Raw genomic sequence first — 14583 nt, 5'->3', positions numbered from 1 at the left:
CTTGTATATTATCACGGTTTCCCGTAACAACCTAGATAAGATTTGCTTTTAACCTTTAATCGATCCCATGAGCATACCCTTGGTAAAATGCTTTTGCATAAATGGATACACGATCAGAATGGGGACCGTAGTCACGACAACAGCAGCCATTTGAACAGCGAACTGGCTAACCGTTCCGGTATTGGCAATCGACTCAGCACTTTGATTTGCAATGTTAAGCAGAATGTTGCGCAAGACAACTTGAAGTGGCATTAAATTCGCATCATTGATATACACAATCGCATCGAAATAGCTGTTCCAATGCCCTACTGCGTAAAATAGGGAAATCGTGGCGAGGACAGGCATGGACAGCGGTAAAATGATTTTCCATAGCGACTGAAGTTCACTTGCGCCGTCTACTCTCGCCGATTCCTCAATTTCAGCAGGCAATTGCTCGAAAAAGCCTTTAATGATCACCAGATTAAATGCACTAATGAGATGCGGAATAATTAAAACCCATGGACTATTTAACATCCCCAAAGAGCGGATTAACAAATAAGTCGGAATTAATCCCCCGCTAAACATCATGGTAAACACAATGAATAATAAAAACGGACTGCGTCCCGGCAAATATTTTTTGGATAATGGGTACGCCGCGATTACCGTAAAAAACACATTTAACGCAGTGCCTACAATTGTTCGGAACAGCGTTATTTTATACGCCTGACCTATACCATTAGAAATGAATACTTCCTTATAGGCTGCAAAGGTAAAGGATTCTGGTATAATCACAATCCCTCTTCTTAACACTTCCGATTCCGGTGTTACAGAAACAGCGACCACATATAAAAAGGGAAGTAAGCAAATCAGTGATAGCACAATAAGAATAAAATAAACGGATGCTTGCCATACTTTTTCCCCAATCGTCAGCTTAACCATAGCTCATACCACCTCACCAAATTTGCCCATCGAATTTTTTGGCGAGCTTATTCGCAGCCAACACTAAAATAAATCCGATGACAGCTTTAAACAATCCCACAGCAGTAGCGAGGCCAATCTTAAGACGCTCCAGCCCCTCGCGGTATACCCATGTGTCGATAATATCGATCTTCTCCTGGTTAAAACTGTTGGCAAACATGAAGATTTGGTCAAAACCAGCGTCCAGAATATGGCTCAACTTAAGAATCAGCATCAGAATAATGACTCCTCGAATGCCGGGTAAGGTTACATGCCAGAGCTGTCTCCATTTGGAAGCGCCATCCATTCGAGCCGCTTCGTATAAGCTTGGATCAATCCCTGCTAATGCGGCAAGGTACAGTATCGCACCCCAACCAATGTCCTTCCATATTTCAGATGAGATGACCAGCAGTCTTCCCCAAGCAGGCTCTGTTAGGAAGGAAATGGGGTGAATACCGTTTTCCTTCAAAATCATATTAAATAGGCCATCACCCGGGGCTAATAAAGCGACCATCAATCCATAAACAATGACCCAAGACAGAAAATGGGGTAAATAAGTAATGGTTTGTACGATATTCTTAAACCACTTGGTATGAACTTCATTAAGAAGCAAAGCAAGTGCGATGGGAGCGGAGAAACCGAACAATAGCTTATACAACGATATAATAATCGTATTTCTCATGATGTCCCAGAAATAAACGCCGTTAATAAAATCTTTAAAATTTTTCAATCCCACCCATGGGCTATCCCATAACCCCAAAGCTAGATTGTAGTTTTTAAAAGCTATAATGATTCCCGCCAAAGGAATGTATTTGAATACAGCAAAATAAACTAATGCCGGAATTAAAAGAGCGTACATCACTTTATACTTTTGTATGGATCTTATCCACGAATTCCGCTTTTTGGAGAGGGGAATGGCTTCCACTGCCAATTTCGATTGCATGTCATCACCTCGTCTTTATTTATATTTGTATAATAGCATCCCCCTATCAGATAAATTTCTGGAATTTTAAGAATTTCTTATAAGATATTAAGTAAGTTGGCCTTATGAAATGCTGACAAAGCTTTTGTACAATGAGGCGCAGCGGGATCTCGCCAAATTCGGCGGGGTCAGCAAGAGCAGCTACAGCTATGGTCTTGGCGTACGGGCCTTGGTTGACCGAGAGGAAAACAACGCGTTGATCCAAAGTGGAGAGTTCGGCTGGGACGGTGCCAGCGTCTGGGGCGACTAACAACGAAGAGCCTATCAAAATGCCGATTGCGGCTTTCGATAGGCTCTTTTGTTTCATTTCTAAGGCAATTCTAGTGATTTGAATGAAAAGGAATTTCTTCGGTTATTTTTTGGAAATGACTCAAGTGGCGCAGAATAACCGGAAATACTTATTTCAATTATTGCCAAATGACCCATTCACCTGAAACGAGGAGATATTTACGAGGCAATTTCCAACTATTTTACAAAGTAGATGATGCTGCCCTATCTTAACAATATAATTCCCAAGTAATTTCGGTCATCCAATAAAACACTAGTATTACAAACAACTATACACGACATTTCTTAACCGCGGATGCACGTAAGACTCCTGATTGTTCAGGAGATGCTGCGCGTACATGACGGTCAGCTGTGATTCCGGATCGATGATGGCCATGCAGCCGGCGGCGCCGCTCCAGCCGAATTCGCCGATCGGACTAAGCGAACCGCTGACCGCTTTGGCAATATGCGTGCGAACGCCAAGCCCGTAGCCATAACCCATCAGCTGATCCCAGGAGTAATCGCCGCGCATGTCATCGTTCAAATGATCCGTGCGCATCAGATCCACCATCGCTGGCGATAGGATGCGTACGCCGTCCGTGCTTGTTCCTTGATTGGTCAAAGCGTTCAAGAACCGCGCATAGTCACTCACGGTAGACAGCAGTCCCGCCCCACCGCTCTCGAATTCCGTTCCGATCCGGAAACCGTTTCCGTCCTTGCGTACGGGTTTGCCTAGCTCATCATTATAATCATATTGTGGAGCGAGACGGCTTCGCTGCTCCATCGAGAGATCGAAGCCCGTATCGAACATGCCCAGTGGTGCTGTAATCTCCTCTCGAATATAGGTGCCGAAGCTTCGACCGTCCACAACCTCGACGAGTGCTCCGAGCACATCATGGCATAAGCTGTAACTCCATCGGGTCCCCGGTTCGAACAGCAGCGGCTCCTTAGCGAGCGCCTCCGCGAAGGCTCGTGTTGGTACTTTGCCATCTGTACGCTCCACGATCTCCTGGATGGAAGGCGCGCCTAAATCATAGGAAAAGCCTGCCGTCATCGTGAACAGATCACGAACCCGGATCGGCTTCTTCGTCCGTTCAAGCACAACTTCGCCGCTCAGAAGCCTCTTCTTTACGTTCATCTCGGCGTACTCCGGCAGGTATGCTGATAGTGGATCATTGAGCAGAATGGCTCCCTTCTCAACAAGGCGAAGCGCCGCCGCGCAGGTCATGATCTTCGTCATCGAATAAATATTGAAGATCCTGCCGTCGCTGATTGGCGTTTCCTCTTCTAGGTTGATGAGACCGCTCCTGTAACGGAATACCGTTTCGTTACGATGCATGACCAGCACCTCCGCCCAAGGGATACGCCAAGAGGTCACACGGTCAATAAATGAAGCTAATGGTTTGAAATCCATATCATTCATCCTTTTGTATAATGTAGTCGTCTAGAAAATGTCACTCACTCATTCATTTAAATAAAATCGATCACTACCATTTGATGACACTTCAGCTCAGGTACCGTGTACGTAACGGTTCCGTTCTCGCAGCTGAACGGCAAGGGCGTCATTTGCGGCGCCAAGTACACCTGGCTCACGGGAATGGCCGTCCTAACGGAAGCTCTTACATCGTAAAGTGGAATGATATCCTCAATGACTTCGATACCCTCTCCTCGGCGAACCGGGGACGCATAGAGCAGATGATTAACCAGCCGATTCTCATCCTTCTGCTCTTGAAGCGTGACTATGCCTTGCGCAGGCAGACTCGTTTGCAGCGTCTTGTCGGGCAGCAGACGATTCAATGCATACAGCACCGCTTCCTTCAAGATCAGGCTGCCTTTGGACGCATAATCTTCGAATACGTTCCATGCGATATAAATCCCGCTGCCGCTCTCCACCATGCCCGGCCCGCCGTAAGCGTAGCTGCTTGGCGTATGCTGATGCGAACAGAACGTAAACGCGTCGCGGTTGAAATACGGATCCTCGCGCCGTCCAAGCTCAATCCCGCCGTCCAGCTCAATCTTCTGTCCCTGTGCGTAAAAAATGTAGGACGCCTCCCCCAAGCTCTCCGGCTGGAAGAGAGGGCGAAAATAATCGGGACGATACGCATTTGTCCCCAGATGCCGCACTCCAAGGTCGATTGCGAAATCACTGCCTTCCGGATTCAGTCCGGACCAGCCCGTTGCGAGAATTTTTCCAGCCTGCTGCAAGTAAGACTCCAGTTTCCTCCGCAGCTCATCGCCCACTTCTACATAATCCGGCAAAATCAACACTTTATATGTTGAAAAATCATGCTCCGTATCGATGACGTCAAACAGCAAGTTTCCCTCAAGGAGCATGCGAACAGCGCCGGCATCCGAATTCGACTTGCGCGCCTCCGACTTCGTATGCATGCCGGTCGCTTCGAGTGACAGAAGGGCCACATCGGCGACGTTCGTCGCCTTCACGCACCAAGCTTCCTTGCTCTCGACCTCGCGATAAGCCGCACCGATCAAGGCATAGGTTACTTCGTCCATATGACCGTCCGGATGCAGCTGATCTCCGATTGAGCATCTTGCGCCATTGGCTATGCTGAGCGCCGTTTCGTAACGGAGCGCGTTCGGGTGCTTATAGCCGCCGAATTCTCCCCACGACGTATGGAACTTCCCCGTCATGCCGAGAAAATCGACGCCAAGCGTCTGCGCATATCGGGCCGAAAGCGGAAAGTGATCGTAGCCCCAGCCGCCTGTCGGCAGGGATTCCAGCTCCAAGTGGCTGTTCATGGCTGCCAAGTCGCGGCGACCCCGGGCGATATGTCCTCCATTATGGAAGATCGGCAGACCCGGCTTGACCGATTCGACCGTTTCCTTGACCTTAGTGGTATAGTTGGCATACGTTTTCTCCCATACTTGCCGCATCGTCTTCGCATCACGCGGATCGATGCCTTCTTCCTGCGCGCTATGAACGCAATGATGACAGTAGCATTTGCGCACACCGACGATATCGAGGAACAATCCGTCGGCTTCATAGCGCAGCAACGTTTCGCGGATTTGACCGAGCAGGATGCGCAGGTAAGGCGAATTCATGCAAAACTGGTGATAACCCGGTTCCAAGAAGCCCTTGACCCAATTCGTATCATCATTCTCATCGCGAATGAGCCATTCCGGGTGCCGTCTGGCCAACTTTTCGTCGAGTCCGGCCGATAAGTATACGGGCGTCTTGACATCAATCTCATGTGCCGCCTCAATCATTTCAGCGAGCAGATCAAAGTTAAGTCCCGGATGAATTTCGTTCGCATCCGTTGGATGATAAGCCCAGCCGTGATGGCATTTGGAGAACAATGTAATGGAATCGACGCGGCCCAGCCGCAGCATTTCCTGAAACTGCTTTTTGTCAAAACGGGATCCGATCGGCGCAATCGCCTCGGAAGTGTGAAAATCGAGATGGACCTGACGGAATCGCATAAGCTATATCTCCCTTTCCGGTTCGTATAGCTTAACTATATAAGCTCCGCGGTTGGGCGCACAGGTTCATAAGCGACTTTTTATAGCACGATTTCTACCTTCTAGATCATAAGGCATGCTAGAATAAGATAATGATTACCTCTGAAAAGGAGCTGTCCAGTCATGCAATGCCTGGAACTATCGATTCCTCCACTGCCGCAGTTATTGATGATCGGCCATGCCTTCTGGCCGCCGGGTCAACAGCACTTTGTCCGCTCATTCAATGTATACGACATGCTCTTCGTCTTGAAAGGAACCTTGTATATTACGGAAGACGATATGCCTTACGAGATCAAGGAAGGTGACATGCTTGTACTCGAGCCTAACCGGACGCATGTCGGGCATCGCCCCTGCGAAGAAACTACCGAAATCGTTTGGATTCATTTTGTTCATCCTGAGCCTGTCCGAGCGATCGACAGCGCGCAAATTCCTTGGTCGCTACCTTCTGCCAAAGGTACGAATCACGATGTTGAACCGCATCGGCAGGTCATGTATATTCCGAAGTTCACAAGCGTGCACGCACCGAACATCCTCCCGTTCCTCCAGCGGATGCTGGAGCTGCATCATACGTTATCGCCAGCAAGCTCCTTGCCGTTGCAGACGCAGCTGGCCGAATTGTTCGTAGCGCTGCAAACGGTCGTGCATAACAGGTATGTCCCCCGCTCCAGACTGCTCTGCGATCAAACAATTGCCTACCTGCAGCAGCATCTGACCCAGCCCTTCGACGCGAAGCATATGGAGCATAGTCTGCACTTTCATTTCGACTATCTCGCCAGGTGCCTCAAGAAATATACGGGCATGAGCCCACTTCAATACTTGCATGATCTGCAAATCAAGCAAGCCAGATCGCTTCTGGAGAGCTCGGAGCTTTCCGTATCCGAAATCGGCCAGCGCATCGGCATCGAGAATGCCAACTATTTCAATCGCTTGTTTCGCAAACAAACGGGAATGACGCCGGGACAATACCGGTCTGCCCGAATAGGCAGAGCATAAGCAAGGTGCTACTTTGTGGAATGATGCAGCGCCGAGCGGTAGTCCAGCGGCGTCATGCTTTTATGTTTTTTGAACAACTTGCAAAAATAAGGAGAGCTTAGTCTACCGACCTCGCTAGCGATCTGCCCTACCGATTTGTCCGAGCTCCCTAATAAAACGCAGGCTTCGCGAATTCTTCTTGCTGTGACGTAATCCATAATGGATACGCCGGTGTATTGCTTGAACAAATGGGATACATAGTAGGAGGACAGGTGCAGCTCTCCAGCCAGCTGATCCAAACGGAAGGGCTGCCTGAAATGTTCCTCGATCCAGTCCATAATCACTTCAATATGACCGGTCATATTCACAGACCAGCCTTCTGGCGACAGCTCTGCATGGGTAACAACCGACAGCTGAAGATGGCGCAGAAGAGCAATCAAAAATAAGATGCGTGCCTCCTCCTGATCCTCCCCTGCTTCCCGAATGGCTCCGGCATGCCCCTCCATTAGCATCCTCAATTGGTTTTCCTCGAATGCGAACTTCGGTGTGGGCAAAGCTCCTTTGGCCAGAAAATGAAGAAAAGATTGCAGTTTGGGATACGGAGCGAGATAAGGCTCCAAGTAGCGCGGATCAAAAGTAAGATTGGTCCGCACATACCTGGCATCCTTTCGGCTCGGAATTTCCAACCGGTGCAGCTGGTAAGGCTGGAAGCAGAACAGCACTCCGCCCTCTAAATCATAACCTGTGCCTTCTACCTCTACGAGTCCTTGACCCTCGTGAATAAACAACAACTCCAACCCTTGATGCGCATGGAATTTGAGAAAATGATCATCATTCCACTCATCCCGGAACGCAAAGAAAAAACTGCTATGACCCGGGTCCACATGCTCTATTCGAGACGTCAATTCTATCGCCCCCTACGTTACGAGAATCGCAATTTAGCTATATTTTAGCACAACCTAGAATCATTCGTCCGGTTATATAATTGAGGCAGATTTTCATAAAAGAATTGGAGGCTGCCGCCATGTGGGCACAAGCGATCGAAGATGCGCTGACTGTCGTTTCTCAAAATATCGAAAGATTTGAAGACAAATTTCCCCTTACAAGCTCCCAAGGAAACCGGATCTATCGATTGACTCCTAACAATGATTGGACCGAAGGCTTCTGGAGCGGACTTCTCTGGCTGTCTTATGAATACACCAACGATTCCCGTTATAGGAATGCCGCTATGAACACGGTAGCCAGCTTCCGTCACCGCCTTGAGAACCGGGTAAATCTGGACCACCATGACATCGGATTTCTATATTCCCTCTCTACCAAAGCCCATTGGATTGTGGAAAGAGACGAACAATCCCGTTCGATTACCTTGCAAGCTGCTGATGTTCTACTTGAGAGATGGCGCGATGTGCCGGGTATTCTGCAGGCATGGGGTCCAAAGGATGATCCGCAGAACGGCGGCCGCATCATCGTGGATTGTTTGATGAATTTGCCTCTGCTGCATTGGGCCTACGAGCAAACTGGCGACGGGCGTTACCGCCAAGCTGCCGACAAACAAACGGCTATAAGCCGTCGATTCCTCGTGCGCGGGGATGACTCTACCTATCATACGTTCTACTTTGATTTAATGACCGGAGATTCGATCCGCGGCGGCACTCATCAGGGCAAACAGGACGGATCAACTTGGACCAGAGGGCAAGCCTGGGGAATTTACGGATTTGCGCTTGCCTATCGCTATATGCGGCAACCTGAACTGCTCGATACGGCGAAGCGATTGGCGCGATATTTCGTTGTCCGGCTGCCCGAGGACGGTGTAGTGTACTGGGATTTTGACGCACCTCAGGTGCCGGAAACCAAACGGGACAGCTCAGCCGCAGCCATCGCCGCATCAGGTATGCTCGAAATAGCCTCTTTGCTTCCGGACGGCGATGCCGATCGGAACTGGCTGACAAGCGCAGCAGAACGAATGGTCGCTTCGCTTGCCGCGAGCTATTCCACGAAGGGAGATCAAGACGTTCAAGGACTTCTGAATCGGGGTTCCTATGCCGTCCGGCTTAATATCTCCCCCGATGATTATGTCATCTGGGGCGACTACTTCTATCTGGAAGCTTTGATGCGATTGGAACGCGGAGTGCCCGGCTATTGGTATGAACGGTAACGAGATCGGATTGGCTAATAAGAACCGGAGGCGATTTACTTTATGCATCGTTATCACTATAGGGCTCAATACCGCAATGGAATCGATCCTGAAACGTATTTCCGAGAAGCATTGCCCATGCTTAAGAACCGAATACGCGATATCGGCGTTCAACATCTTAGTTTGTTCAGCTGGGGTGCCCAGCTGTTTCTTTATTACGAAAGCGCGGCGGAGAACGTCGATCCCCATCGCCTCTTTCACGATTGCGAGGCGGAGCTGGAAGACTGGCCGGGAACGGACATCAACAGAAAATGGGTGCCGATGATGGACATCTTTCACTATCAGCAGCCTGTTAGCGAGGAGCATTGGCGTCGAAGTGAGGTTTCGACCAAACCTTTTGCCCGAATCGCCCGGCTAAAGCCTGAGCAGGTGGCCAGCTATATTTTCTATCATTACCAATACCAAGAGGAACGTCCCGGCGACGGAGACAAATACGGGATGATCGCCCTTCATGAGAATCTGATGTTTTTTTATTCCGAATCGCCAGCCACTATCGAACTTCCCCCTTATGAAGGCAAGCTCTCCACCTCGGGCACGCCCTCGGACTGGGTGGGTGCGATGGAGCCGCATTTCATCATGTGGGACGATGAGACGGATGGCTCTCTCATTTGGCTGGAAATCCCCTTGATGATTCAAGTTTGACGATGACTGTGAAGGAAGAGGAGCGTACAGTGATGAGGAAATCGATATGCTTGAACGGCGAATGGGACTTCATGCCCTTGTTTGAAAACGGCTCGTGCTTTGACCTCCCAATAGAGCTTGATTATCACGAGCGGAAAATACAGGTGCCCTCCAGCTGGAGGGCTTCCTACGTTCGAGCTTCGGGAAAAAGCTTCGGGGAAATACCCGAACATGGGTATGCCCCTTATGATTTGCACGGCTATCCGAAGGAATGGACGCGGGCTGATGCGGGCGTCCTTCATCGGGAATTCCAACTGCCGGATACGATGACGGAGCCGGAAACACGTATCTTCCTGCGGTTTGACGGCATTATGCAGAAAGCCGCCGTTTATTTGGACCGCAAATTAATCGCGCTCTGGGAAGACGGCTATCTCCCACTTCTGGTGGATGTGACAGAATGTATACAATCGGAAACTACACACCAGCTACATGTCGTCTGCGGAAACTTTGACAAAGTGACACTGCCTTCCGGACAAACCAAAATTACCGGCCTCGTCGGTTCTTGGTTTGGCGCCATGGCCAGAGGGATTTGGCAAGATGTATATGTGGAGAGCAGGCCTGCCCTTTCGTTGTCAGATGTCGCCATCCGCACGTCAGTCCGGGAAAAGCGGTTGGAAGTGGATGCTTTCGTTGCGGTCAGCCATTCGCTCGCGTTATCAAGCGAAGCCCCGCTTAACGTACGACTGACTGTGCGGGAATACGGAAAGCCATCAACCGCTCCCCTACTCTGCGCCGAAGCAAGCATCCTGAATACCGACGATCTCGGGCAGCATGTACCGGTCACCTTCCGACTCGACTGGACTGCCCCAAAGCTATGGGATCCGGATAGCCCGTTCCTCTATCAAGTGGGCCTCGAGCTTCTGGACGGCGATCGGGTTGTAGATGTGGTGGCGGAGCGGTTCGGCTTCCGTGAAATCTGGACGGAAGGACCTCGTTTCATTCTTAATGGAACACCTATCAACCTGCGCGGCGATTCGTGGCATTTCCAAGGGGCCTTGCAGCAAACGGAGGCGTATGTGCGTAATTGGTATCGCATGTGCAGAGAAGCTGGAGTCAATTGCGTCCGGCTCCACGCCGAACCTCACCCTTCCTACTATCTGGATATTGCCGACGAGGAAGGTATGCTGATCGTCGACGAAACCGCTATATACGGCTCAAGCAAGTCGATGCAGGCGGATCATCCCGATTTTATCACCAACTGTAATGACCATGTCCGAAGACTGGTGGAACGAGATCGGAATCATCCATCCGTTATGATGTGGAGCCTTCAGAACGAGATGCGCTGGGTTGACGGACGCGACGGATTTAAGCAACAAATTCCATCCATGATGGACATCATTCGCGATCTTGATGCTACTCGCCCTATCATTCTTGAAGGCGATAATCGGCTTCTTCCCAAGGAGCTTACAGAGGTCCAGAGCTTGCATTATAACATTGACGGCACTATCGCTCAGTGGGATAGAAAGACGCCTCTTGTATTCGGCGAACATGGCGGTTGGTGGTATGTGTGTCCTCAGAACAGTAGTATGTATGTAGGACTTGCAGCGTATCGGAACACCGATGAATGCGTAAAGGGACTGGCCGAGAAAGAGCGTCTATTCATCGAATATGCGAGGCGGCAAGGCGTATCCGGAATATCCACCTTCAACTTTGCCCATTACTTCATGCGCGCAATGCCTGAAAGGGATATTCCGCTTCAGGTCGCAAGTCCGAATACGCCGGGGCCGAAGCCGACTGTCATCCCGCGGTATTCCTTATCACTGAACAACGGCATGCTGCCGGAACAATATCCGTTGTATGTGAAAAATCCGTCATTCGATTTACTGGCAGCTTCCTTCAAGCCCGCAACCATGATTGCTGCAGATTATAACCGCTCCTTCTTCGACGATAAACCGATTGTCAGAAGTTTCGACGTCTACAACGATACCCTTCATCCTCGTCGGACTCGGATTGCATTCGAAGTGCGGCAGGCCGGCAAGCTCATTCACAAGGAGCTGCTCGAGTTTGCGCAAGCGCCGGCCGATCGCTCTACCGCTACTGTTACATGGAAGCCGGAGCCTGTTGGCGCGGTATCGAATGTGCACCTTCACGCCGTGATGCAACATGATGACGTGCCGGTACATGAGCTTGATATTAGCTACAAGCTCTACCCCTCACATTACAAGACCGAGCCTGTCCATGTAGGGAGACCGGTCATTTACTTGGGTGGCGAACAGGATTACAAGATGATCAGCACGCTTATGCCGGCATGCAAGCGTCTTGAGACTTCGAGTATCGAGCAACTTTCACCGGATAATCTGCTTATTGCGGGAAGCAAGCTTGAGGATGAGGATGGTCGGCTTGAGCAGGCGCTTAATCATTTTATCGCTGTCGGCGGCCGGGTTCTGCTGCTGGAGCAGCTCCATCTGACCCTAGGCAATCTGGCTTTGTCCAGGCAGGACTTCATTAGAGCCCATTCCGGCAGCTACGATCATCCCGTCCTTCAGGGACTGGACAACGATGACATGATGTTCTGGCTCGAAGAGCTGCGCGAGGACGGCCCTCTACCAATAATTCGAGCAGCTTTCGAGAAGTCCATCCGAGGCAACTTCACGATGATACTGGAATGCAGTGCAGGTGACTTTGGAGACGGCGGCGATCTGTGGTCGCCTCTTATCGAATACCAGAGCCGCGATGGACTTTTCATTGCCAACCAACTGGAGCTTATGGCCAACTTCCATAAAGTGCCTCAAGCTTGTCTCCTGCTGCGTAATCTGCTCGCTTATGCAGGGAACGCCGCCATAAATATGGTACGGACGGGAGCTATCGTAGTGCCAGGTGGGCAAGCCGATGATTTCCTTGGCAAGCTTAACCTGTCATTTGACGTACTGCCGGAGCCGGCGGTTGCATATCTGGATGTATACGGTCTCCTTCTGGTCGAACCTCGTTTGCTCGTGAAGCCGGAATCGGCAAATGCGATACGGGAGTATGCGGCAAAGGGCGGTAAAGTCCTTATCCTCCCTGCGGAAACCGATCAGGAAGCCGCTTTAACCGCTCTACTGGAGCGTCCTGTCACCATCCGCGAGCAGGTAACGTATCACATGGAGGCCGACTACAGCCTGCCGGAAGCGCAAGGTTTTAGCCCGGTCGACTTGTTCGGCTTCGACAAAGTATTTCTGTCCCCACGGGAAGTCGTGAATCGTCCGCTCGCTTCGTACAGCTTGGCGGCGGCCGGTACGTCTGCGCTTTGCGTGGGCGTGGAAGGAACGGCATGGAAGGATTATTTTGTAGGGAAGCATACGGATGAATACAGCAGATTGGCTCTAGTGGAACTGAATCGAGACAAGGCGCAGCCTTCGGGAAATTATGTGCTGCTGACGGAATCGGGTACAGGACGAATTCTGTTATCTCAGATACTTATGGAGCCGGAGAGCGATAAGTCCGTTCGCCTGTATACGAGACTGCTCGCCAATCTTGGCGCGGCGTACGAAGACGAGCTTCTGGCGCGTGCGAAAGGGGATGCAGCGTGGGCTGTCGAAAAGGTGATGGCTCTCCCTTGCCGGCCGTATATGGATTTCGAAGCGATGAAAGCCTATTATACCGATCCCGAATTTTCGCTTAACAATCTGGGAGAAGGATTGTATGGCTGGATGCAGAAGAAGGAACGCAGCCGCGCCGATGGAGCCTTCCGCATCCAAAATCCGGGCGGCGAGAAATGGTTTCTGAGCTGCTTCGTGCATCTGCTGGGATCGGAGAAAAATCAATTAAACGAAACGCGTATCGGCAAACTGCAAGTGAATGCGAACTGCCGTTACGAGATTTATATAAACGGCAACCACGTCCCCGATCCCGAGGATCGGTTAGAGCTGCAAGCCGGTATTAACCGCCTCATCGCCATCGTGTCGGGTTCGGAAGAAGATATCCGCTTCGGACTTGTATTCCGGAATATGGACGGCACTTATTTGCGGCATCTCCAATACCGCCTGACGATTGATGAAGTGGAGCCCAAATAAGAATTCGGGATTGCCATAATCATGTTAAGGGAAAGGAAATTACACACTTATGAATAAAACGACTGCTTTGGACGCGTTGCTTCCGCTTGCCAACGAAAGTTTGTCAACTCACTGCCATGCCGTTGCCGTATGGACCATTCCCGGCTTTTACTTCGATGCTGCGGGACATCAGGCTGCTAAGCTTCTCATGGAAGCGGATGCTCAGGCAGCCTATGTGTCAGCGCTGGCGTATAGGCTGACGGGCGACAATACCTACGCCGACAAAGCAATAGAACTAATTTGCGGCTGGGCGGCCGTCAATCAGCAACTGGCGGGCGATGACGGCCCGCTTGTGTCCGCCTACTTAGGAACAGGATTTATACAAGCGGCGCTGCTAATCAGAGAATATGAAGGCTGGTGCAAGGAGCAACGTGACCTGTTCGTGCGTTGGATGACCGAGGTTTGCTTGCCGGAGTGGGATCAAATCCCGCTCCGGAACAATTGGTGGAGTTGGAGTCTTTACGCCCAGCTCTTGCTGTTCCGATTCATGGGCGACAAAACACGCTTGTCCGAGGAAGTTGACCATTTCAAAGAGCACATCGATGCTTCGTTCGCACGATCGGGATTCATTCCGGAAGAAACCACAAGAGGAACGAAGGCCATCTGGTACCATTATTTCTCCCTCGCACCCCTTACGGCTGCGTGTAAACAGATTCTGGACGTTACTGGCGAGGATTTGTTCCGCTGGACGTCGCCAAGCGGCAAAAGCATCAAGAAAGCTCTCGACACCTTGCTCTATTACGCGGATGGCCACACCGAGGAATGGCCGTTCGACAAGGAGCAGAACGTTCCGGTACCGCTCGCTTCCGATACATGGCCGCTCGACTTGTTCGATGCGATGTCCAAGGTGTACGAGGACTCCGAATACGAACGATTCGTCTCCCCCTATCGCCCGATAATTGGCAATCGGAATAGAAACAGCGGCTATTTTCAATCCTACGCTTGGGTGTTTCCGGAACTGTATTTGGGTATGATTTGAAAGGTATGAACATACAAACCATTCAACTTCGACTATAGGAATGAATGAAGCTATATTGTATTTT

Annotated in this window: 12 protein-coding genes; 7 read left to right on the top strand and 5 right to left on the bottom strand. The window is 50.4% G+C overall.

Annotated features, from left to right (window positions below; genetic code table 11):
• Nucleotides 1-48: 48 nt before the first annotated feature.
• Both AC0YOD_RS05730 and AC0YOD_RS05725 read right to left on the bottom strand, forming a co-directional pair.
• Nucleotides 49-918 (bottom strand): carbohydrate ABC transporter permease, encoded by an 870-nt coding sequence (locus AC0YOD_RS05730; protein ID WP_475798251.1) that lies wholly within the window; start codon nucleotides 916-918, stop codon nucleotides 49-51.
• A gap of 13 nt (nucleotides 919-931) precedes the next feature.
• Nucleotides 932-1879 (bottom strand): ABC transporter permease, encoded by a 948-nt coding sequence (locus tag AC0YOD_RS05725; RefSeq protein ID WP_475798250.1) that lies wholly within the window; start codon nucleotides 1877-1879, stop codon nucleotides 932-934.
• A 109-nt stretch (nucleotides 1880-1988) separates the two neighbouring features.
• On the opposite strand from AC0YOD_RS05725, the gene AC0YOD_RS05720 reads away from it, so the two are divergent.
• Entirely contained in the window at nucleotides 1989-2168 is a 180-nt protein-coding gene (locus AC0YOD_RS05720) for a hypothetical protein (protein WP_475798249.1), read from the top strand.
• A gap of 297 nt (nucleotides 2169-2465) precedes the next feature.
• On the opposite strand, the gene AC0YOD_RS05715 is transcribed toward AC0YOD_RS05720, so the two are convergent.
• Both AC0YOD_RS05715 and AC0YOD_RS05710 read right to left on the bottom strand, forming a co-directional pair.
• On the bottom strand, nucleotides 2466-3599 hold the full coding sequence (locus tag AC0YOD_RS05715; protein ID WP_475798248.1) for a serine hydrolase domain-containing protein: 1134 nt from the start codon (nucleotides 3597-3599) through the stop codon (nucleotides 2466-2468).
• Between the two features lie 56 nt (nucleotides 3600-3655).
• Entirely contained in the window at nucleotides 3656-5623 is a 1968-nt protein-coding gene (locus AC0YOD_RS05710) for a beta-galactosidase trimerization domain-containing protein (protein WP_475798247.1), read from the bottom strand.
• 273 nt (nucleotides 5624-5896) lie between these two features.
• On the opposite strand from AC0YOD_RS05710, the gene AC0YOD_RS05705 reads away from it, so the two are divergent.
• Nucleotides 5897-6655 (top strand): helix-turn-helix transcriptional regulator, encoded by a 759-nt coding sequence (locus AC0YOD_RS05705; RefSeq protein ID WP_475798246.1) that lies wholly within the window; start codon nucleotides 5897-5899, stop codon nucleotides 6653-6655.
• Nucleotides 6656-6663: 8 nt separating this feature from the next.
• On the opposite strand, the gene AC0YOD_RS05700 is transcribed toward AC0YOD_RS05705, so the two are convergent.
• The gene (locus tag AC0YOD_RS05700; protein ID WP_475798245.1) at nucleotides 6664-7539 is read right to left on the bottom strand and encodes a helix-turn-helix transcriptional regulator; all 876 of its coding nucleotides are present in this window, start codon (nucleotides 7537-7539) and stop codon (nucleotides 6664-6666) included.
• A gap of 119 nt (nucleotides 7540-7658) precedes the next feature.
• Here AC0YOD_RS05700 and AC0YOD_RS05695 point away from each other — a divergent pair, with 119 nt between their 5' ends.
• The 5 genes from AC0YOD_RS05695 to AC0YOD_RS05675 all read left to right on the top strand — a co-directional run bounded on the left by AC0YOD_RS05695 (nucleotide 7659) and on the right by AC0YOD_RS05675 (nucleotide 14519).
• Nucleotides 7659-8789 (top strand): glycoside hydrolase family 88 protein, encoded by a 1131-nt coding sequence (locus AC0YOD_RS05695; protein ID WP_475798244.1) that lies wholly within the window; start codon nucleotides 7659-7661, stop codon nucleotides 8787-8789.
• 42 nt (nucleotides 8790-8831) lie between these two features.
• The gene (locus AC0YOD_RS05690; RefSeq protein ID WP_475798243.1) at nucleotides 8832-9470 is read left to right on the top strand and encodes a hypothetical protein; all 639 of its coding nucleotides are present in this window, start codon (nucleotides 8832-8834) and stop codon (nucleotides 9468-9470) included.
• Between the two features lie 2 nt (nucleotides 9471-9472).
• Complete coding sequence (locus AC0YOD_RS05685; protein WP_475798242.1) at nucleotides 9473-13501, top strand: glycoside hydrolase family 2 protein; 4029 nt, start codon at nucleotides 9473-9475, stop codon at nucleotides 13499-13501.
• Between the two features lie 86 nt (nucleotides 13502-13587).
• Entirely contained in the window at nucleotides 13588-13740 is a 153-nt protein-coding gene (locus tag AC0YOD_RS05680) for a hypothetical protein (protein WP_475798382.1), read from the top strand.
• Nucleotides 13689-14519, top strand: coding sequence for an alginate lyase family protein (locus AC0YOD_RS05675; protein WP_475798379.1), 831 nt, complete (start codon nucleotides 13689-13691; stop codon nucleotides 14517-14519). Before AC0YOD_RS05680 ends, AC0YOD_RS05675 begins: the two co-directional genes overlap by 52 nt.
• Nucleotides 14520-14583: the final 64 nt, after the last annotated feature.

The sequence above is a fragment of the Paenibacillus sp. J31P13 genome (genome assembly GCF_056269295.1).
Note: the sequence above shows the minus strand (reverse complement) of the source record. Positions and strands in the feature narration are given on the sequence as shown.